This window comes from Streptomyces griseiscabiei (genome assembly GCF_020010925.1).
Taxonomy (GTDB): Bacteria; Actinomycetota; Actinomycetes; order Streptomycetales; family Streptomycetaceae; genus Streptomyces; species Streptomyces griseiscabiei.
Map to the genome: position 1 here is coordinate 858,430 of NZ_JAGJBZ010000001.1, position 17,943 is coordinate 876,372.

A 17,943-nucleotide genomic window follows, 5' to 3' on the forward strand; every position below is an offset into this window, starting at 1 on the left:
GGGTGACGAGGGCGGGGACACGGTGACGCTATCCCGGGGCCCGCGCACCGGGCACCGTCAGCGGTCGACAAAGAGCGGAACAGCGACTTGGTGGGCTTCACACAAAGGATGCGAGTTACACCTGATACGGCGTGATGCCGGTCACTGAGGTGGCGCGGCTTCGGTCCTGACGGGGCGTCGGAGCGGATCTGTAGGGTTTCTCCAATCGGTCTGTGGGCGTGGGCCGCTCGGTTCGTCGGCGTGGACAGCCGCCGTCTCGCCCGTCGGTCGCGGTCTGGGCAGCGGTGGACCGCTTTGCTAGCTTCGAGCGCATGGTTGCTCAGGCCCGGTACTTCTCGTCGCGTCGCTACGTCGACCTGCGACGCGTGGGCACGGCCACCTGTCGCCGATCCGGGTGAGGCGGCTCCGGCACTCCTCGCCCTTCGAGACGGCGCAGTGTCGGACCCGTTCCCGAGGATGATCGCCATGCCCCGTGCCGCGACGGCACCCACTCTTCACGCCCCTGCCCCTCCTCCCCCCGCCGCCCCGGCCCCCTCTCCCGTGCCCCGGGTCGCCGACAGCGACCGGCGGCGGACCAGCGCCAGCGTGGTGCTGCGGTCCGTGCTGGAGCACGGGCCCGTGGCGCGCAGCACCATCGCCCGGGTGACCGGTCTGTCGCCGGCCTCGGTGACCGACTACTGCGCCCGCTTCACGGCGCTCGGTCTCATCCGTGAGGCCGAACCGCCGCGCCGCTCCAAGGCGTCGGGGCGCCCGCACGTGCCCCTCGACCTGGACGACTCGCGGTTCGTGGTGGCCGGGGTGCATGTGGCCGTGCCGTACACGACGGTCGCGCTGCTCGATCTGCGCGGCCGGGTCCTCGTGGAGCGGCGGTCGAAGCACGGCCCCACCGATCCGGCCACCGTCCTGGCGCGGGCCGCCGACGCACTCCGGGCCCTGCTCGACGCGGCGCCCGGCAGCCGTCCCCTGGCGGTCGGCTTCGCGGCCGGTGGCTGGGTGGACCGGGAGACCGGGACCGTCGTCGAGCATCCGCTGCTGGGCTGGCGCGAGGTGCCGGTGCGGGAGCTGCTCGGCGGCCTCACCGGACTGCCGGTCCATGTGGACGGGCACGCGCGGGCGTTGGTGGGTGCCGAGCAATTGTTCGGGCGGGCGCGGGGCAGCCGGAGCGTGCTGCATCTGTTCGTCGGCAACATGGTCGACGCGGCGTTCGCGACCAACGACGAGGTGCACCACGGGCCCCGTTCACAGGCCGGGTCGATCGCCCATCTGCCGCTGCCCGGTGGTACGGAGCCCTGCGACTGCGGACGGACCGGCTGCCTCCAGGTGGAGTTGAGCGAGCGGACGCTGTGCCGGCGGGCCCGTGCGGCCGGGGTCGTCGACGGGGAGAACCCGCTGCGGGTGCTGGACGCGGCGGCGGGCGGCGACGCCAGGGCCGTACAGCTGCTGGTGGAGCGGTCGCGGATGGTGGGGCGGGCCGCGGAGCTGCTGCTCGACGTGCTGAACCCGGAGACCGTGGTCGTCACCGAGATCGGCGTCATCGGCCGGGCGGACTGTCTGGCGGCGGTGCACGAGGCCGTCGGGGCGGACCGGGCGGCGGCCGTGGGGCCGTCGAGCTTCCCCGACTCCGTACTGGCCACGGCGGGCGGGGCGGTGGCCCTGGACGTGCTCTACCGGGACCCGCTGGGGGCCGTGGAGCGCCTCGGCGCGCCCGCGACGCGGGCCGGCGCCATGGCTCACCGAGGCTGAGTTAATTCAGAAACTCCGAATGTTGACAGGCGTCACCGAAGACCGGGAACATCGTATTCATGCTGCTCACGAGCTGTCGCACCCTCTGTTGCTGACACGTTGACGTTCCGGAGTCCCTCTCGCACTCCGGCCGACGCGGCACTTCCTTCTGCGTGAAATCTCCGTCCGCTTCCGCGGATTCCTTCCGTGCGCCACCGTGCGCCGTTTCGTGCGCAATTCCGTGCGCAGTCGCACCGTTTCCCTCTGGGGGTCCTCCCATGCCTTCTTCCGCCGCGCCCGGTCTCGACCGGCGACTCTTCCTCACCTCTCTGCTCGGCGTCACGGCCGCGGCGGCCGGGCTCAGCGGCTGCGCCGACAGCGGCACGGCGACCGCCCAGGTGGCCGCGGACGCGCCTCTGCCCACCAAGGTGCCCTCGGGCACGAGCCTGAAGATCTCCTCCTTCCAGGGGCAGCAGGAATTGCAGCTCAAGCTCGCGAAACTCGGCAAACTGCCTTTCCGGGTGAGCAGTTGGGCGAACATCGGGGCCGGCCCCGATGTCATCAACGCCTTCCGTTCGGGTTCGCTGGACGTCGCCAACAACGCGGGAATCCCGCCGATCCAGGCGCATTACCAGGGTTACGACGCGAAGATCGTCGCGATCAACGTCACCCGCAAGCCGAACTATCTCTTCGCCACCAAGCCCGGCAGCGACATCACCTCGGTGAAGGATTTCCGGGGAAAGAAGCTCGCCTTCTCGCAGGGGCAGGCGCAGGGTGTCGTGCTGCTGCGGGCGTTGAAGGAGGCGGGACTCGCCTACGACGACGCGGAACTCGTCCCGCTGACCAGCAACCAGTTCCTGACGGCCCTGCAGTCGGGCCAGGTCGACGTCGCCCCGCTCGCCAACCAGCAGGCGCCCGCCTATCTCCAGCAGTACGAGGCCAAGGGCGCCCGCACGATCCCCACCGATGTGGTGGACCTGCTCAGCCTGCTGTGGGCGCCTGCCTCGGTCCTCGCCGACGCCGACAAGGTGGCCGCCGTCGCCGCGTACATCCCGTTCTGGGCGAAGGGCGCGGTCTGGCAGTACGAGAACCCGGACATCTGGAACGAGGAGTTCTACGTGAAGACCCAGAACCTGACCACCGCCCAGGCCGAGTCGATCACCGAACTCGCCAACAAGCCGCTGTTCCCGCCGAGTTGGGACGAGGCGATCAAGTGGGAGCAGGAGACCGCGGATCTGCTGGCGGAGGGCGGCTTCGTGAAGAAGTTCGACGTCGGCTCGCTCTTCGACCGGCGGTTCGAGGACATCGCCGCGAAGGCCGTCGCCGAGGAGTACCGGAAGTGAGCGCCGTGACCACGAGTGCCGTGACCACGAGTGCCGCAACCGCGAGTGCCACGGCCACGAGTGCCGCGGCCGCCGCCCCGGTCGGGAAGACCGCCGCCGCCGCGGTCGGCACCGGCGCGGAGAACGCCCAGGTCCGCAGGCGCCGCAGGCTCTCCCCCGGCAAGCGGCTGCCCGCCGCCCGGCTCGTCGGGCCGGTGCTGTTCCTCGCCCTGTGGGCCGCCGCCTCCGCCGCCGGGCAGCTCGATCCGGCGGCGGTCCCGGCACCCTGGACGGTGCTGGAGTCGGGGGTGCGGCTGTGGACGGCCGGGACGCTGCCGACGGACATCGTGACCTCGCTGCAGCGGGCCGGTTCCGGCTTCGCGATCGGGCTGACCGCCGGGATCGTGCTCGCCCTGGCCTCCGGGCTCAGCCGGACCGGCGAGGCGCTGATCGACGGGACCGTGCAGCTCAACCGGGCGATCCCGACCCTGGGTCTGATCCCGCTGTTCATCCTCTGGCTGGGCATCGGCGAGACCTTCAAGATCGCGATCATCGCCATCGTCGTCTACATCCCGATCTACCTCAACACCCATGCCGCGCTGGCCGGGATCGACAGCCGTTTCGTCGAACTCGCCGAGGTGCAGGGCCTGTCGAGGTTCCAGTTCGTCCGGCAGATCGTCATCCCCGGCGCGTTGCCCGGCTTCTTCGTCGGTCTGCGGCTCGGGGTGACCGGCTCCTGGCTGGGCCTGGTCGTGCTGGAGCAGATCAACGCCACCAACGGACTCGGCTACATGATGTTCCAGGCCACCAACTACGGCCAGAGCGACGTCATCCTCGTCGGCCTGGTCGTCTACGGGATCTTCGGCCTGGTCTCCGACAGCGCGGTCCGTCTCATCGAACGGAGGGTGCTGTCATGGCGACGCACACTGAGCAGCTGACGACGGCCACCGGCACGGAAGAGCCGGCGGCCACGACCACGGCAGCCGCCTCCACGGCCACCCTCGACCGTCCCGCCGTACAACTCCGGGACCTCACCCGGTCGTTCGACGGGCGCAAGGTGCTCGACGGCGTCGACCTCGACATCCCCGCCGGGCAGTTCGTGGCCCTCCTCGGGCACAGCGGCTCCGGCAAGAGCACACTGCTGCGGGCGGTCGCCGGGCTCGACCACGAGGTGGCGGGCAGCGGCCGGCTCACCGCGCCGAGCAGGGTGTCCGTCGTCTTCCAGGACTCCCGGCTGCTGCCCTGGCGCCGGGTCCTCGACAACGTACTGCTCGGCGCGGAGGGCAAGGAGGCCGCCGCCCGGGGCCGCGAGGCCCTCGCCGAGGTGGGGCTGAAGGGCCGCGAGCGCGCCTGGCCGAACGAGCTGTCCGGCGGTGAGGCCCAGCGCGCCGCACTGGCCCGTTCCCTGGTCCGCGACCCCGAACTGCTGCTGGCCGACGAGCCGTTCGGCGCGCTGGACGCGCTCACCCGGATCCGGATGCACACCCTGCTGCGGCAGCTGTGGGAGCGCCACCGGCCCTCCGTCCTGCTCGTCACCCACGACGTCGACGAGGCGATCGTGCTCGCCGACCGGGTCCTCGTGCTCGAAGAGGGCCGTATCGGACTCGACCTGACCATCGACCGCCCGCACCCCCGCTCGTACCGGGACCCCCTGCTGGGCGAGTACCGCGAACGGCTGCTGGCCGCGCTCGGCGTGAAAGAGGACCACCAGTGACCACCTCCGCATCACCCGTGACCCGGGAGAACAGACACGTGCCCGCACGACAGCTCCACCTCAACGCGTTCCTGATGAACACCGGCCACCACGAGGCGTCGTGGCGGCTGCCGGAGTCCGACCCGTACGCGCACGTCGAGCTGGACCACTACGTCCGGCTGGCCCGGATCGCGGAGCGCGGCACCTTCGACTCGCTCTTCCTGGCCGACGGGCCGCAGCTGTGGGGCAGTGTGGGCCAGCGCCCGGCGGGCGCCCTGGAACCGCTCACGCTGCTGACCGCGCTGGCGACGGCGACCGAGCACATCGGGCTGATCGCGACCGCCTCCACCTCCTACAACTCCCCCTACAACCTGGCCCGCAAGTTCGCCTCGCTGGACATCCTCAGCGGCGGCCGGGCGGGCTGGAACATCGTCACCACGGCCGGCGCGGAGGCCGCCCGCAACTTCGGTCTGGACGCCGAGCCCGCGCACGCCCGGCGGTACGAGCGGGCCGCCGAGTTCCTCGACGTGGCCCTGAAGCTCTGGGACAGCTGGGAGGACGACGCGATCGTCGCCGACAAGGAGTCCGGTGTCTGGGGCGACGACACGAAGATCCATCCGCCCCGGCACAAGGGCACGTACTTCAGTGTCGAGGGACCGCTCAACGTGCCGCGTTCGCCGCAGGGTTATCCGCTGCTGGTGCAGGCGGGGTCCAGCGAGGACGGCAAGGCGTTCGCCGCCCGGTACGCGGAGGCCGTGTTCACCGCGCAGCAGACCATCGAGGACGCGCAGGCGTTCTACGCCGACCTCAAGGCCCGTACGGTCGCGGCCGGCCGGGACCCCGGGCACATCAAGGTGCTGCCCGGGATCGTGCCCGTCCTCGGGTCCACGGAGGCCGAGGCACGGGCGGCCGAGCGGGTCCTGGAGGACCACATCGTGTACACGCACGGCGTGGGCAATCTGGAACGGCTGCTGCAACTGCCCGCCGGTTCCCTGGAGCTGGACGCCCGGCTGCCCGACGATCTGCCGCCGGAGAGCGCGATCGAGGGGGCCAAGAGCCGCTACACGCTCGTCGTCGAGCTGGCCCGGCGCGACCGGCTCACCGTACGGGAGCTGATCGGGCGGCTGGGCGGCGGGCGCGGGCACCTCACCTTCGCCGGGACTCCTGAGCAGGTCGCCGATGAGATCGAGACCTGGTTCGCGCGGGGTGCCGCCGACGGGTTCAACATCATGCCCGCGGTGCTGCCGTCCGGTCTCGACGCCTTCGTCGAGCATGTCGTCCCGATCCTGCGCTCCCGCGGTCTGCTGCGCACCGAGTACGGCCCGCGCCGGACCCTGCGCGACCGCTACGGCCTTCCGCGCCCCGCGAACCAGCACATCGGCCCGTCCGCTCCCGCGTCCGCCCCCGTATCGGCACCCGCCCTCGTCTGAAAGGACCGACCATGTCCATCGAGATCCAGAAGGTCACCGCGAACATCGGCGCCCGTGTCTTCGGCGTCGACATCTCCCAGCCCCTCGACGAGGAGACGGTCGCCGCCCTCCGTGAGGCCCTCAACGTCCACAAGGCGCTCGTCTTCGACGACGTGAACCTCGACGACGAGTCCCATCAGGCCTTCGTCCGGCACTTCGGCGACGTCACCACCGCCCATCCGACGGTGGCCGCCGTCGACGGCGCCGCGAACGTCCTGCCCGTGGACAGCGAGCGGGGCCGCGCCAACCACTGGCACACCGACGTCACGTTCGTCCTCAACCCGCCGCAGGCCACCACCCTGCGCAGCATCACGATCCCGCCGTACGGCGGCGAGACCCTGATCGCGAACGCGGCGGCGGCCTACCGGGACCTGCCCGAGCCGCTGCGGCGGCTGGCCGACGGCCTGTGGGCGGAGCACACCAACGACTACGACTACGCGGTGCCGGACGAGGAGATCGACGCGGAGAAGGCCGAACAGCGCGCCCGGTTCACCTCGATCAAGTACCGCACGGCCCACCCGGTGGTCCGCGTCCATCCGCTGACCGGTGAACGCGGGCTGTTCATCGGCGGGTTCGCGCAGCGGATCGTCGGGCTGTCGCTCGGCGAGTCCCGCAAGCTCCTCGACCTGCTCCAGTCGTATGTGACCCGGCCGGAGAACGTGCTGCGCCACCGCTGGTCGGAGAACCAGCTCGTCGTCTTCGACAACCGCATCACCCAGCACTACGCCATCGACAACTACGACGGTCTGCCGCGCCGTCTGCACCGGGTGACCGTCGCCGGTGACGTGCCGGCGGGCATCGAGGGCAAGGAGAGCCATTCGATCGAGGGGGACGCCTCGCACTACACGTCCGTGGCGGCCCCGGAGTCCGTGGCGGCCCCGGAGGAGGTCACACCCGTAGCGGCGTAGTCACCTTCCGTGCCGGTCGCGTCCGGATAGCGGACAGCCCCTCCATGCCCGTGGAGGGGCTGTTCAGACTGGCGGCGTTTTTGCCCATCTCACGCATTGGACGAGCCGCGCCCATGCCCAGCACCCCCACCAAGGCTTCCGAGGCTTCGCAGGAGCCCGGCGCCGCCCTGTCCCACGGCCTCAAGCAGCGCCATCTGTCGATGATCGCCCTCGGCGGTGTGATCGGCGCGGGTCTCTTCGTCGGGTCCGGGGCGGGCATCGCCGCCGCCGGTCCGTCGATCGTGCTCGCGTACACGCTCTCCGGGCTCCTCGTCATGCTGGTGATGCGGATGCTCGGCGAGATGTCCGCCGCGCACCCCTCCTCGGGCTCCTTCTCCGCGCATGCCGAACGCGCCATCGGTCCATGGGCCGGCTTCACGGCCGGCTGGTCGTTCTGGGTGCTGCTCTGCACGGCCGTGGGCCTGGAGGGCATCGGCGCCGCGAAGATCGTGACGGGATGGCTGCCCGGGACGCCCGAGTGGGCCTGGGTGGCGCTGTTCATGCTGGTGTTCCTCGGCACCAACCTGGCCGCCGTGAAGAACTTCGGCGAGTTCGAGTTCTGGTTCGCCGCGCTGAAGGTCGGTGCGATCGCCCTGTTCCTGGTGCTGGGTGTGCTGGCCGTCGCCGGCGTCCTGCCCGGCACCGACGCGCCCGGCCTCACCAACCTCACCGGCGAGGGCGGTCTGCTGCCGGGCGGCGCCGACGGCCTGGTCGTCGGCCTGCTGGCGTCGATCTTCGCGTACGGGGGTCTGGAGACCGTGACGATCGCGGCGGCCGAGTCCGAGGACCCGGTGAAGGGCGTGGCGTCGGCGGTCCGCACGGCGATGTGGCGGATCGCCCTCTTCTACATCGGCTCCATGGCGGTCATCGTCACCCTCGTCCCGTGGGACTCGAAGGAGGTCGTGGAGAAGGGCCCGTACGTCGCCGCCCTCGACCACCTGGGCATCCCCGGCGCCGGTCAGGTGATGAACGTGGTCGTCCTGGTGGCCCTGCTGAGCGCGATGAACGCCAACATCTACGGCTCCTCGCGGATCGCGTACTCCCTGGTGGCGCGCGGGCAGGGCCCGAAGGCGATCGGCCGGGTGTCGGGCGGGGTTCCCCGGATCGCTGTCCTGGCCTCCAGCGTCTTCGGCTTCCTCTGCGTCCTGCTGAGCTACTGGCGCCCCGACGACGTCTTCCCCTGGCTCCTCAACATGATCGGCGCGGTCGTCCTCGTCGTCTGGATCCTCATCGCCGTCTCCCAGTTGCTCCTGCGCCGCCGTATCGAGCGTGAGGCCCCCAAGCGGCTGGTCGTGCGGATGTGGGCGTTCCCCTGGCTGACCTGGGTGGCGCTCGCGGGGATGGCCGCCGTCTTCGTCCTCATGGCGCGGGAGCCGGGGACGCGGACGCAGTTGTTCTGGACGGGCGGGATGACGCTGATCCTGGCGGCGGTCGGTTACGCCCGGCAGCGGGCGCGCGCCACGCGCTGACATCGCTCGCACACTTCAGGGCCCTCGCGCGGAGGACGGACGGTCGGTTCGCGCGAGGGCCCTTTCGCGTGCCGGGCACGCCCCCACAGTCTCTTGCCACTAGCCTGTACTTGCAAGTATTTTGCAATAAGAGGTCGGAGGCGGCTCCCCGAGCCGCTGCCCCGGACGCTCTGCTCGTGATCGTCTTCTCAACCTTCACCGGGCAGGCGGAAAAAGGAGAACCCCCGCGAGGACGTGACTCGCGGGGGTTCTCGCCTTGCGGGGTGCCGGAAAACGCCGTGGCGGGACGCATTCCGGTCTGACGGTTTCCCGAACTTTCGCCCTAAGCTCCCGTTTTCCGGCCGGGTGCCCGATCCGGCCGACCGGACCGGGAGGTCGTATGCCGAGCTACAAGCACTGCCCCCCTTGCGGGGGCGGCAAGCCCCTGCCGTTCCACGAGGTCGACAAGGAGGTCCAGGAGCACCTGAGGTCCCTGGGCAAGAACCCGGCCGGCTGGTGGCGCTGCGGCAACCACGGCGAGAAGGGGCGCTGCCTGTTCGTCCAGCCCTGGGGCAACCAGAACGAGGGCCTGTCCCTCCCCGAGTCCTTCCGCTGACCTGACCGGCCACCGGCCACCGGTCACCTTGAGGCGAGTGAGCCGAAGGGGCGCGCCTGTGTCGAGACGGCGAACGCGCGCAGCGCCCGACGAAGGAGGGCCGAGCACGATCGCCGTCTCGACACAGGCTCAGGCGCCCCGGAGGCGAACCGAGCCCTAAAAGACCAGCATCAGATCAGGTTGCTGAAGTCCGGGCCCTGCGTGCGGGTGCGCTTGATCTCGTAGAAGCCGGGGACCGAGGCGACGAGGAGGGTGCCGTCCCAGAGCCTGGCGGCCTCCTCGCCCTGGGGCGCGGGGGTGACGACGGGGCCGAAGAAGGCGATCTGCTCGCCGTCGGCGCCGGGGACGGCGATGACGGGGGTGCCGACGTCCTGGCCGACCTTGTCGATGCCCTCCTTGTGGGAGGCGCGCAGCTGCGGCTCGTACGGGGTGGAGTCCCAGTGGTCCATGAGGGACTCGGGGAGGCCGACGTCCTTCAGGGCGGCGGCGACCGTCTCCTTCTCCGGGCCCTCGCCCTGGTTGTGGATACGGGTGCCGAGCGCGGTGTAGAGGTCACCGAGGACCTCGGCGCCGTGCTCCTCCTGGGCGGCTATGACGATCCGTACCGGACCCCACGCCTTCTTCTCCAGCAGCTCGCGGTACTCCTCGGGCAGTTCGTCGATCTTGGGCTCGTTCAGCACGGCGAGGCTCATCAGGTGCCAGCGGACCTCGATGTCCCGGACCTTCTCCACCTCCAGGACCCACCGCGAGGTCATCCAGGCCCAGGGGCACAGCGGGTCGAACCAGAAGTCGACAGGGGTCTTGCCGGAGGTCTGCGAGGACTGATCGGACATGGTTCTCCTCGGAAGGCGGTGGTGCGCGGTCGGTTTACGGGGCAACAACGCGGCAACGTCCGGGACCGCCCCTGCCATTCCCGTGACCCATGGCAGGATCGAGCTGTCCGCATACTGAACACCAGCCGCAACACCACCTCTAGGGAGTGCCGCCCGTGCCCGGTGAGAATCTGTCCCGCGACGAGGCCCGGGAGCGGGCCGCTCTGCTCTCCGTCGACGGTTACGAGGTCTCCCTCGATCTGCGGTCCGCCGTCGGCGACTCCGGCGGAGCCGAGCCGCGTACCTTCCGCTCGGTGACGACGATCCGCTTCCGCTGCGCCGACCCGGGCGCCGGAAGCTTCGCCGATCTGATCGCGCCGAGTGTGACGGCCGTCTCCCTCAACGGCAAGGACCTCGACCCCAGCGAGGTCTTCGACGGCTCCCGGATCACCCTCGACGACCTGGCCGCCGAGAACGAGCTGGTGGTCGACGCCCGGTGCGCCTACTCCCGTACCGGCGAGGGCATGCACCGCTTCGTCGACCCCGAGGACGGCGAGGTCTACCTCTACACGCAGTACGAGCCGGCCGACGCCCGCCGGGTCTTCGCGAACTTCGAGCAGCCGGACCTCAAGGCCCCCTTCCGCTTCGAGGTGCGGGCGCCCGAGGACTGGGTCGTGTGGAGCAACGGCGTCGGGGAGCGGACGGACGGGGTGTGGCGGTTCGCGGAGACGAAGCCGATCTCGACGTACATCACGGCGGTCGTCGCGGGCCCGTACCACTATGTGACGGACACCTACGAGCGGACCTTCGACGACGGTACGCGGCTGGAGATCCCCCTCGGCGCGATGTGCCGCAAGGGTCTCGCGCCCTACTTCGACTCCGACGACGTCTTCCTGATCACCAAGCAGGGCCTGGACTTCTTCCACGACCACTTCGACTACCCGTACCCGTTCGGGAAGTACGACCAGGCGTTCGTGCCCGAGTACAACCTCGGCGCGATGGAGAACCCCGGACTCGTCACGTTCCGGGAGGAGTTCATCTTCCGGGGCAAGGTGACGCGGGCGTCGTACGAGCGCCGGGCCAACGTGATCCTGCACGAGATGGCGCACATGTGGTTCGGCGACCTGGTGACCATGGTGTGGTGGGACGACCTGTGGCTCAAGGAGTCCTTCGCCGACTTCATGGGCTCCTTCTCGATGGTGGAGGCGACCCGCTTCACCAACGGCTGGGTGACCTTCGCCAACAACCGCAAGTCCTGGGCCTACCGCGCCGACCAGCTGCCCTCCACCCACCCGATCACGGCCGACATCCGTGACCTGGAGGACGCCAAGCTCAACTTCGACGGCATCACGTACGCCAAGGGCGCGTCCGTGCTGAAGCAGTTGGTGGCGTATGTGGGGCGCGACGCCTTCCTGGAGGGCGCGCGGCGCTACTTCAAGCGGAACGCGTACGGCAACACGCGCCTCGGTGATCTGCTGTCGGTGCTGGAGGAGACCAGCGGGCGGGACATGGCGTCCTGGTCGCGGGCGTGGCTGCAGACGGCGGGGGTCAACTCCCTGACGCCGCAGGTGCTGCTGGACGCCGAGGGGCGGATCGGCGAGCTGGCGGTGGTGCAGGAGGCCGCCGAGTCGCACCCCGAACTGCGGCCGCACCGGGTGGCGATCGGTCTGTACCGGCGGAGCGACGAAGGGGGTTCGCTGGAGCGGTACGCGCGCGCCGAGGTGGACGTCGACGGGCCGCGTACGGTCGTGGGTGAGCTGGCCGGGGCCGAGGCGCCCGCGCTGGTGCTGGTCAACGACGACGACCTGACCTACTGCAAGATCCGGTTCGACGCGGGGTCGCTGGACACGCTGCGGGCCGGGCTCGGGGACATCACCGACCCGCTGGCGCGGGCGCTGTGCTGGTCGGCGCTGTGGAACCTGACCCGGGACGCGCTGCTGCCGGCGCGGGACTTCGTCGGCCTGGTGCTGCGGTTCGCCGGGCGGGAGTCCGACATCGGGGTGCTGCAGATGCTGCACGCCTGGGCGGGCTCGGCGCTCACGCACTACGCGGCGCCCGCGTGGCGGGAGACCGGGGGGCGGCTGCTGGCGGAGGGCGCGCTGCGGGAGCTGCGGGCGGCCGAGGCGGGGAGCCAGCATCAGCTGACGTGGGCCCGTTTCCTCGCCTCGGTGGCGTCGGGCGAGGACGATCTCGCCGTGCTGCGGGGGCTGTTGGCCGGCACCGAGAAGATCGACGGGCTGGAGGTCGACCAGGAGCTGCGATGGGCGTTCCTGGAGCCGCTGGCCACGTACGGGGTCGCCGACGAGGCGGCGCTGGCGGCCGAGTTGGCGCGGGACGACACGGCTTCGGGGAAGCGGCATCAGGTGCGGTGCCTGGCGGCGCGGCCGTCCGCGGCGGTCAAGGCGCAGGCGTGGGCCTCGGTGGTGGAGTCGGACGCGCTGTCCAACGCGCTGGTCGAGGCGACGATCACGGGCTTCGCGCGGCCGTCCCAGCGGGAGCTGACGGCGCCGTACGCCGCCCGGTACTTCGAGGTGATCGAGCGGGTGTGGGCCGAGCGGTCCATCCAGATCGGGATGGATGTGGTGCGGGGCCTGTTCCCGTCGCTGCAGGACTCGCCGGGGACGCTGGAGGCGACGGACGCGTGGCTGGCCTCGCACGAGGCGGCTCCGCCCGCGCTGCGGCGGCTGGTGATCGAGGCGCGGGACGATCTGGCCCGGGGGTTGCGGGGGCAGGAGTGCGACCTCGCCGCCGGGGGCTGATCTCCGCCGGGGCGCGATGAGGACGGGGCGCGATGAGGACGGGCGGGGGCGGGGCAGCCGTAAGGGTGCCCCGCCCCCGCCCTCTCCTCCGGTTCAGGGTTACCGAATTCGGGTAATCGGACCCGTAACCTTTTCTGATCCCCGTACGGACCAGCGGGTATCGGCAGTCGAACGCACGTACTTTAGTGCTGTCTTGTCCTGATTTGTCGACGGGCGTGTAACAGAGGTTCATGGGCGGCCCCGGAGCGGGAACCTCCGGGTCATGACCCACAACACCCCGCTCTCCCCCCGCCCCCTCCGTCGCCTCCCGGACGTCACGCGCCGGGTGCTGACGGCCGCGCAGCTGCGCGCGCAGGGTGTCACCGCGGCCGAGACGAACGAGCAGTGCCGGCCCGGTGGTTCCTGGCAGCAGATCCTGCCGGGTGTGTTCCTGCTGCACCCGGGCCCGCCCACCTCGGAGGAGCGGCTGCACGCGGTGCTGTCGTACGCGGCCCGCGCACCGTTCCGCGAGACGGCCACCGGGGTCGCCGCGGGCGTGCCCGCCCAGCCGAACGCGGACGAGCCCCGCCCCGCGCCCCGCTACCAGGACGCGGTGATCACCGGCCTGGCCGCCCTGACGCTGCACGGCTTCACCTCCGCTCCCCCGCTGCCCTCCCTCGACGCGATCGACGTCCTGGTCCCGCGGCTGCGCCGGCTGCGGACCGTGGGCTGCGTCCGGATCGTCCGCACCCCGGCCATGCCGACCCCGTCGTACGTGACCGGCCTGCCCGTCGCGCCGGTGCCGCGCGCCCTCGCCGACGCGGTCGCGGAGCTGACCGACGCGGGCGCCGTACGCCGGCTGCTGACGGAGGCGGTGCGCGGCGGCCACACCGAACCGGCCTCTGTCGTCCGGGAGTTGACACAGGCACGGCTGCTGAACCGGCCGCATGTGGCCGACGCGGTGGAGTCGCTGCTCGCGGAGGGGCGGGCGATCGCGGAGAACCAGCTGTACCGGATGGTGCGTGAGCACGCCCTGCCCGACCCGGTCTGGAACGTGGACCTCCGCCTGCCCGGCGGCCCCCACCTCGGCGGCCTCGACGCGTACTGGCCGGAGCAGGCCGTCGCGGTCGAACTGGACGTCCGGGCCCCGCGCCAGGAGGACGACGCGCTGTGGTCCGAGTACGCCCGCAAGCGCGAGATGCTGGAGCGGCTCGGCATCACCGTCGTCCACCTCACCCCCAGGAAGCTGCGCGACTCCCTGGAGCAGCAGGCGGCCGTCGTCCGCACCGCGCTGATGGCATCGTGCGACCGCGATCCGGCGGCGTACGTCGTGGTACTTCCCCGGTGAACGGGTGACCCGGACCACCAGGAGGGGAGAGGAAGGGCCGCCGCTCGCCCGGCGGCCCTTCCTCGTGCGTACAGGGAACGTACGGAAAAGCTTCGCCTACCCGGGAGTTGGACAGGCCGGGTAGAGTCCCCCGATCACCCGCCCGCCGGTCATGTGCGCGGCGGGACTGTCGTTCGGATCATCAGGGGGAAACATGAAGCAGGCTTGCACGTCCGTGGTCAGAGGCGGCCTCGCGGTCGGCGCGGCCTTCGGGCTGGTGCTGCTGGCCAACGCGCCGGCGATGGCGGCCGACCGGTGGGTGTACTGGACCGAGGGCAACGACGACATCGAGATCGACCTCCACCGCGACGGCACCTTCCGCGGCTACGGCGTCTTCAACGCCGACCCGAACGGTCTCGTCAACCCGATCCCCGGTGACGCGTTCCAGGCGTGCGACAAGTACGCCGACGGAAAGGGGATCGAGGTCCAGCGGAAGTTCGAGGGCGGCTCCTGGAAGACCATGGCCACCACGCGGGGCATGAACGCGCCCTACTGCTCCCTCTGGGAGACCGACAACATGCCGGAGGAGACCTTCCTGGGTGTCCGCGTGTGCATCGTCGAGGGCACCCACCGCACCTGCTCCGACGACAGGTGGACCTGGGCCTGAGCCGCCGCCCGGGAGCGGGGTCCTACTTCGCGCAGAACTCCGCTTCCATGATCGGCGTGCTGTCGCCGTTCCAGTCGCTGTTGAAGTTGTAGGTGAGGGTGTGGCGGCCGTCGGCGGTGGTGGCGGTCTCCGAGGAGGAGCCGTGGATGCCGCCGCTGTGGCCCCACAGCCGGACGCCGCAGGAGAGCTTGTAGGTGATGAGGCCGAGGCCGTAGCCGCCGCGGTCGCCGTCGACGGGGATGACGTCCTTCATGGCGGCCAGTTGCTTCTTCGGCAGGAGCTTTCCGCGGAGCAGCGCCGAGTAGAAGCGGTTCAGGTCGTCGGCGTCGGAGACCATCTCGCCCGCCGCGCCCGCGACCGAGGGGTTGAGCTTCGTGACGTCGTACGTCCTGCCGTCCGTCGTCTCCGCCAGCTTGGAGTAGGCGCGGCTGTGCGGCTTCGGAAGGGTGGGGTCGGTGGCGGGGACCTTCGTGTCGGTCAGGCCCAGGGGCTCGATGACACGGGCGCGGATCTCGTCGCCGTAGGAGCGGCCGGTGGCTTTCCCGATCACCAGGCCGGCGAGCACGTAGTTGGTGTTGGAGTAGCTCCAGTCGGTGCCCGGGGCGAAGGTGGGTTCGTGCTTCATGGCGATGCCGACCAGTTCGCGCGGGGTCCAGGTGCGGTAGCGGTTCTCGAGGAAGCCCTCGGCGAGGAACACGTCCTTCACGAACCGCTCGTCCGAGGTGTACTCGGCGATTCCGCTGGTGTGGTTGAGGAGTTGACGGAGGGTCACCTCGCGCCCGTCGTGGCCCTTGCCGCGGACGACGCCCGGGAGCCACTTCTCCACCGTGTCGTCCAGCGACAGCCGGCCCTCCGCCTCCAGTTGGAGCAGCACGGTGGCGACGAAGGTCTTGGTGATGCTGCCGACGCGGAAGTGGTCGCGGGCGGAGCGCGGTTCGCCCGACTTCAGGTCGCCGACGCCCGAGGTCGCCTTCCAGACGCCGTGTTCGTCCTTCGCCTGGACGGCGATGCCGATGACGCCGTCCCGCACATTGGCGTCCATCGCCTTCTGGGTGGCGCGGTGGTCGCCTCTCGCGGACGCGGCGGTGGGTGCCGCCGCGGTCGCGGGCGCGGCCAGGGCCATCGCCGCGACGACGGCGGTGGCCGCCACGAGACCCGTGCGTGCTGCGCGTGCTGGCATGTGGTTCTCCCCCTTCGGCCGGCACTCCCGGTGACTCCGAGAACGTCCGGTCGCGAAGGGGGACACGGCCGTGACCGTCCGGGTTGAGCGAGTGCGGGCCGGTTGAGCTGCTTTCAGCCCTTTCGCAGGACCAGCTCCGTGTTGCGGTCGCCCGGGGTGCCGGTGAGCGTGTCGCGGCGGCCGGGGGCGTTGTAGGACAGCTCGCGGTACAGGGCGGCGAGGCCGGTCTGCGAGAGGTCCGTGAAGTCGGTGGCGTGCGGGGCGGCCGATTCGATCAGGGTGGTGAACAGGGAGAGCGTGCCGTCCTTGTTGTCCACCAGCTCGATCACCCGGGCGAGTTGGGGGAAGTCGATGTGGGAGGCCGTGGAGATCTCCCAGAAGGAGCCGCCGCCGGAGGACGCGTGCGGGGTGATGCGGTTGCGGTGGCTGTGCCCGTTCACCCAGGCCAGAACGGAGCGGTGACGGCCGAGCAGGGCGAGCACCTCGTCGCCGCCGTGACGGGCCTCGGTGGGGCGGGCGGGGTCCTTGCGCAGGTTCCGCATCGAGGCGCTGGTGTGGTGGCTGAAGACGACGGCGTACGAACCGTCCTTGGCCGCCTCCTTCAGCGTGCTGTCGAGCCACTTGAGCTGAGCCGTGCCGAGCGAGCCCTCGTAGTGGCCGCCGGGGTCGGTGGAGTCCAGGCTGATGCCGATGACGTCGTCGGCGATGCGGAAGGCGTAGTACTGGGTGCGGGCGTCCAGGTTGGCCTTGGAGTAGCCGTGGCCGACCGGACCGGCGCCGGTGTGGGCCGGGTCCAGGTGGGCCTTGAGGTACTCCTGCGGGGTGAAGGGGGCGCGGTTCTCGTCCGGGGTGACCGCGCGCATCTTCTTCGCCTGGGCCTTGAGGATGGCCTTCCACTCGGCGCCCTTGGGGTCGCCGCCGCTCTTGACGTTGTCCCAGATGGCTTTGCCGACCTTCTCGTCCAGCGTCATCAGCTTCCGGCCGCCGACCGCGAAGTCGGCGAAGAAGGAGTCGCCGGGGGCGTAGCAGCCGCCGGGGAGGGAGTCGTGGTTGCCGACCGTGGAGTACCAGGGGACGTTCAGGCCGGGGCTGTTGACCTCGCGGACGGCGGCGGCCAGGAAGCCGTTCAGCCGGGGGAAGCCGAGCTGCTTGTCGGCGTCGCGGAGGGCCGCGTCGGGCTGCCAGTAGAGCTTGAGGCCGGAGTCCTGGACGCCCTCGTAGCGGCGCGGGTCACCGGAGTTGGGGGTGATCCGCCCCCCGCTCATCACCTTGAGGAACCAGTCCAGTTCCGTCCTGGAGTTGTTGTCGGTGTTGTCGCCGGTCGTCATCACGAAGTGCAGCGGGGAGCCGGTCACCGGGGCGCCGAGCAGCGCGTTGACCCGCTCGACGAGCGAGACCGCGCCGGCCACGGACAGCGCCTCCTGCGGGCGCCAGGCGCTGGCGGTCTGGGCGCGCAGGTACTCGTAGCGCAGCGGGTGCTGGACGTCGACCACGTGCAGGTCGGTGAACTGCACGAAGGAGGCCAGGGCCGTACGGCGGTTCTCGCGCCCGGACTTGGGGGCGGCGAGGTCGCCGCGCACGACCCGCTTCCAGGCGGGGCCGCCGCCGAGACGGCGGTAGCCGGAGGAGGTGCGGGGGGCGGCGACCGAGGCGAGGGTGGTGCCGCGGGTGTAGGGCGCGAGCGGTGCGGCCGGGGCCTCTCTGTTGGAGAGGTTGGCGAGGGGGACCTCCGTGGCGGTGACCCCGTCGGCGGCGGTGGCGGCGCCGGCCTCGGGCCGCAGGGCGAAGCCGGCCCCCGCGGCGAGGCCGACCGCGCCGGTGGCGGCGAGGAAGGCCCGGCGGTCAGGGTTGGTGGCGGCGGCAGCGACTGAGCGTATGCGCGACATGGCGCGGTCTCCCCGAGTGCGAACGCGTCGGAAGTGGTCGCGGGGGGCCACCGCGCGGTGTGGGCCGCACTGGGGTTCCCGCTCTTCCTCGATGCTTGGCAGCGGGGGTGGCCTGG

General features: G+C 71.1%; 14 protein-coding genes. 11 read left to right on the forward strand and 3 right to left on the reverse strand.

Annotation, left to right across the window (positions count from 1 at the left end):
• The first annotated feature begins 465 nt into the window (after positions 1-465).
• The 8 genes from J8M51_RS03695 (at position 466) to J8M51_RS03730 (ending at position 9,217) form a co-directional block, all read left to right on the forward strand.
• Positions 466-1,743 carry an ROK family protein gene (locus tag J8M51_RS03695; RefSeq protein ID WP_267298959.1) on the forward strand — a complete coding sequence of 426 codons (1,278 nt, stop codon included), beginning with the start codon at positions 466-468 and terminating at the stop codon, positions 1,741-1,743.
• Between the two features lie 257 nt (positions 1,744-2,000).
• Positions 2,001-3,065 (forward strand): ABC transporter substrate-binding protein, encoded by a 1,065-nt coding sequence (locus J8M51_RS03700; protein WP_086755912.1) that lies wholly within the window; start codon positions 2,001-2,003, stop codon positions 3,063-3,065.
• Entirely contained in the window at positions 3,062-3,982 is a 921-nt protein-coding gene (locus tag J8M51_RS03705; RefSeq protein WP_398855479.1) for an ABC transporter permease, read from the forward strand. The genes J8M51_RS03700 and J8M51_RS03705 overlap by 4 nt, the downstream gene beginning before the upstream one ends.
• Positions 3,958-4,758, forward strand: a complete 801-nt coding sequence (locus tag J8M51_RS03710) for an ABC transporter ATP-binding protein (protein WP_086755913.1) — start codon at positions 3,958-3,960, stop codon at positions 4,756-4,758. The genes J8M51_RS03705 and J8M51_RS03710 overlap by 25 nt, the downstream gene beginning before the upstream one ends.
• A 38-nt stretch (positions 4,759-4,796) precedes the next feature.
• Complete coding sequence (locus J8M51_RS03715; protein ID WP_086755920.1) at positions 4,797-6,167, forward strand: LLM class flavin-dependent oxidoreductase; 1,371 nt, start codon at positions 4,797-4,799, stop codon at positions 6,165-6,167.
• A gap of 11 nt (positions 6,168-6,178) precedes the next feature.
• Positions 6,179-7,114, forward strand: coding sequence for a TauD/TfdA dioxygenase family protein (locus J8M51_RS03720; protein ID WP_086755914.1), 936 nt, complete (start codon positions 6,179-6,181; stop codon positions 7,112-7,114).
• A gap of 113 nt (positions 7,115-7,227) precedes the next feature.
• The gene (locus tag J8M51_RS03725; RefSeq protein WP_086755915.1) at positions 7,228-8,622 is read left to right on the forward strand and encodes an amino acid permease; all 1,395 of its coding nucleotides are present in this window, start codon (positions 7,228-7,230) and stop codon (positions 8,620-8,622) included.
• Between the two features lie 379 nt (positions 8,623-9,001).
• Positions 9,002-9,217: a hypothetical protein gene (locus tag J8M51_RS03730; protein WP_086755916.1), complete on the forward strand. Its 216-nt coding sequence runs from the start codon at positions 9,002-9,004 to the stop codon at positions 9,215-9,217.
• A 170-nt stretch (positions 9,218-9,387) separates the two neighbouring features.
• Here the strand turns inward: J8M51_RS03730 and J8M51_RS03735 are convergent, their stop codons facing one another.
• Positions 9,388-10,050, reverse strand: coding sequence for a mycothiol-dependent nitroreductase Rv2466c family protein (locus J8M51_RS03735; RefSeq protein ID WP_086755917.1), 663 nt, complete (start codon positions 10,048-10,050; stop codon positions 9,388-9,390).
• A gap of 155 nt (positions 10,051-10,205) precedes the next feature.
• On the opposite strand from J8M51_RS03735, the gene pepN reads away from it, so the two are divergent.
• From pepN to J8M51_RS03750, 3 genes are all read left to right on the forward strand, one after another.
• On the forward strand, positions 10,206-12,788 hold the full coding sequence (pepN, locus tag J8M51_RS03740) for an aminopeptidase N (protein WP_267298960.1): 2,583 nt from the start codon (positions 10,206-10,208) through the stop codon (positions 12,786-12,788).
• A gap of 262 nt (positions 12,789-13,050) precedes the next feature.
• The gene (locus J8M51_RS03745; protein WP_267298961.1) at positions 13,051-14,115 is read left to right on the forward strand and encodes a hypothetical protein; all 1,065 of its coding nucleotides are present in this window, start codon (positions 13,051-13,053) and stop codon (positions 14,113-14,115) included.
• 193 nt (positions 14,116-14,308) lie between these two features.
• Positions 14,309-14,761, forward strand: a complete 453-nt coding sequence (locus tag J8M51_RS03750; protein WP_143673114.1) for a hypothetical protein — start codon at positions 14,309-14,311, stop codon at positions 14,759-14,761.
• A 22-nt stretch (positions 14,762-14,783) separates the two neighbouring features.
• Here the strand turns inward: J8M51_RS03750 and J8M51_RS03755 are convergent, their stop codons facing one another.
• Both J8M51_RS03755 and J8M51_RS03760 read right to left on the reverse strand, forming a co-directional pair.
• Positions 14,784-15,941 carry a serine hydrolase domain-containing protein gene (locus J8M51_RS03755; protein ID WP_179202985.1) on the reverse strand — a complete coding sequence of 386 codons (1,158 nt, stop codon included), beginning with the start codon at positions 15,939-15,941 and terminating at the stop codon, positions 14,784-14,786.
• A 113-nt stretch (positions 15,942-16,054) separates the two neighbouring features.
• Positions 16,055-17,827, reverse strand: a complete 1,773-nt coding sequence (locus J8M51_RS03760) for a TIGR03767 family metallophosphoesterase (RefSeq protein WP_086754582.1) — start codon at positions 17,825-17,827, stop codon at positions 16,055-16,057.
• Between the last annotated feature and the right edge of the window lie 116 nt (positions 17,828-17,943).

What these genes read in the sequence shown, in the direction of transcription:
- J8M51_RS03695 (WP_267298959.1), top strand. Translation starts at nt 466, where the DNA reads ATGCCCCGTGCCGCGACGGCACCCACTCTTCACGCCCCTGCCCCTCCT.
- J8M51_RS03700 (WP_086755912.1), top strand. Translation starts at nt 2,001, where the DNA reads ATGCCTTCTTCCGCCGCGCCCGGTCTCGACCGGCGACTCTTCCTCACC.
- J8M51_RS03710 (WP_086755913.1), top strand. Translation starts at nt 3,958, where the DNA reads ATGGCGACGCACACTGAGCAGCTGACGACGGCCACCGGCACGGAAGAG.
- J8M51_RS03720 (WP_086755914.1), top strand. Translation starts at nt 6,179, where the DNA reads ATGTCCATCGAGATCCAGAAGGTCACCGCGAACATCGGCGCCCGTGTC.
- J8M51_RS03725 (WP_086755915.1), top strand. Translation starts at nt 7,228, where the DNA reads ATGCCCAGCACCCCCACCAAGGCTTCCGAGGCTTCGCAGGAGCCCGGC.
- J8M51_RS03730 (WP_086755916.1), top strand. Translation starts at nt 9,002, where the DNA reads ATGCCGAGCTACAAGCACTGCCCCCCTTGCGGGGGCGGCAAGCCCCTG.
- J8M51_RS03735 (WP_086755917.1), bottom strand. Translation starts at nt 10,050, where the DNA reads ATGTCCGATCAGTCCTCGCAGACCTCCGGCAAGACCCCTGTCGACTTC.
- J8M51_RS03745 (WP_267298961.1), top strand. Translation starts at nt 13,051, where the DNA reads ATGACCCACAACACCCCGCTCTCCCCCCGCCCCCTCCGTCGCCTCCCG.
- J8M51_RS03750 (WP_143673114.1), top strand. Translation starts at nt 14,309, where the DNA reads ATGAAGCAGGCTTGCACGTCCGTGGTCAGAGGCGGCCTCGCGGTCGGC.
- J8M51_RS03755 (WP_179202985.1), bottom strand. Translation starts at nt 15,941, where the DNA reads ATGCCAGCACGCGCAGCACGCACGGGTCTCGTGGCGGCCACCGCCGTC.
- J8M51_RS03760 (WP_086754582.1), bottom strand. Translation starts at nt 17,827, where the DNA reads ATGTCGCGCATACGCTCAGTCGCTGCCGCCGCCACCAACCCTGACCGC.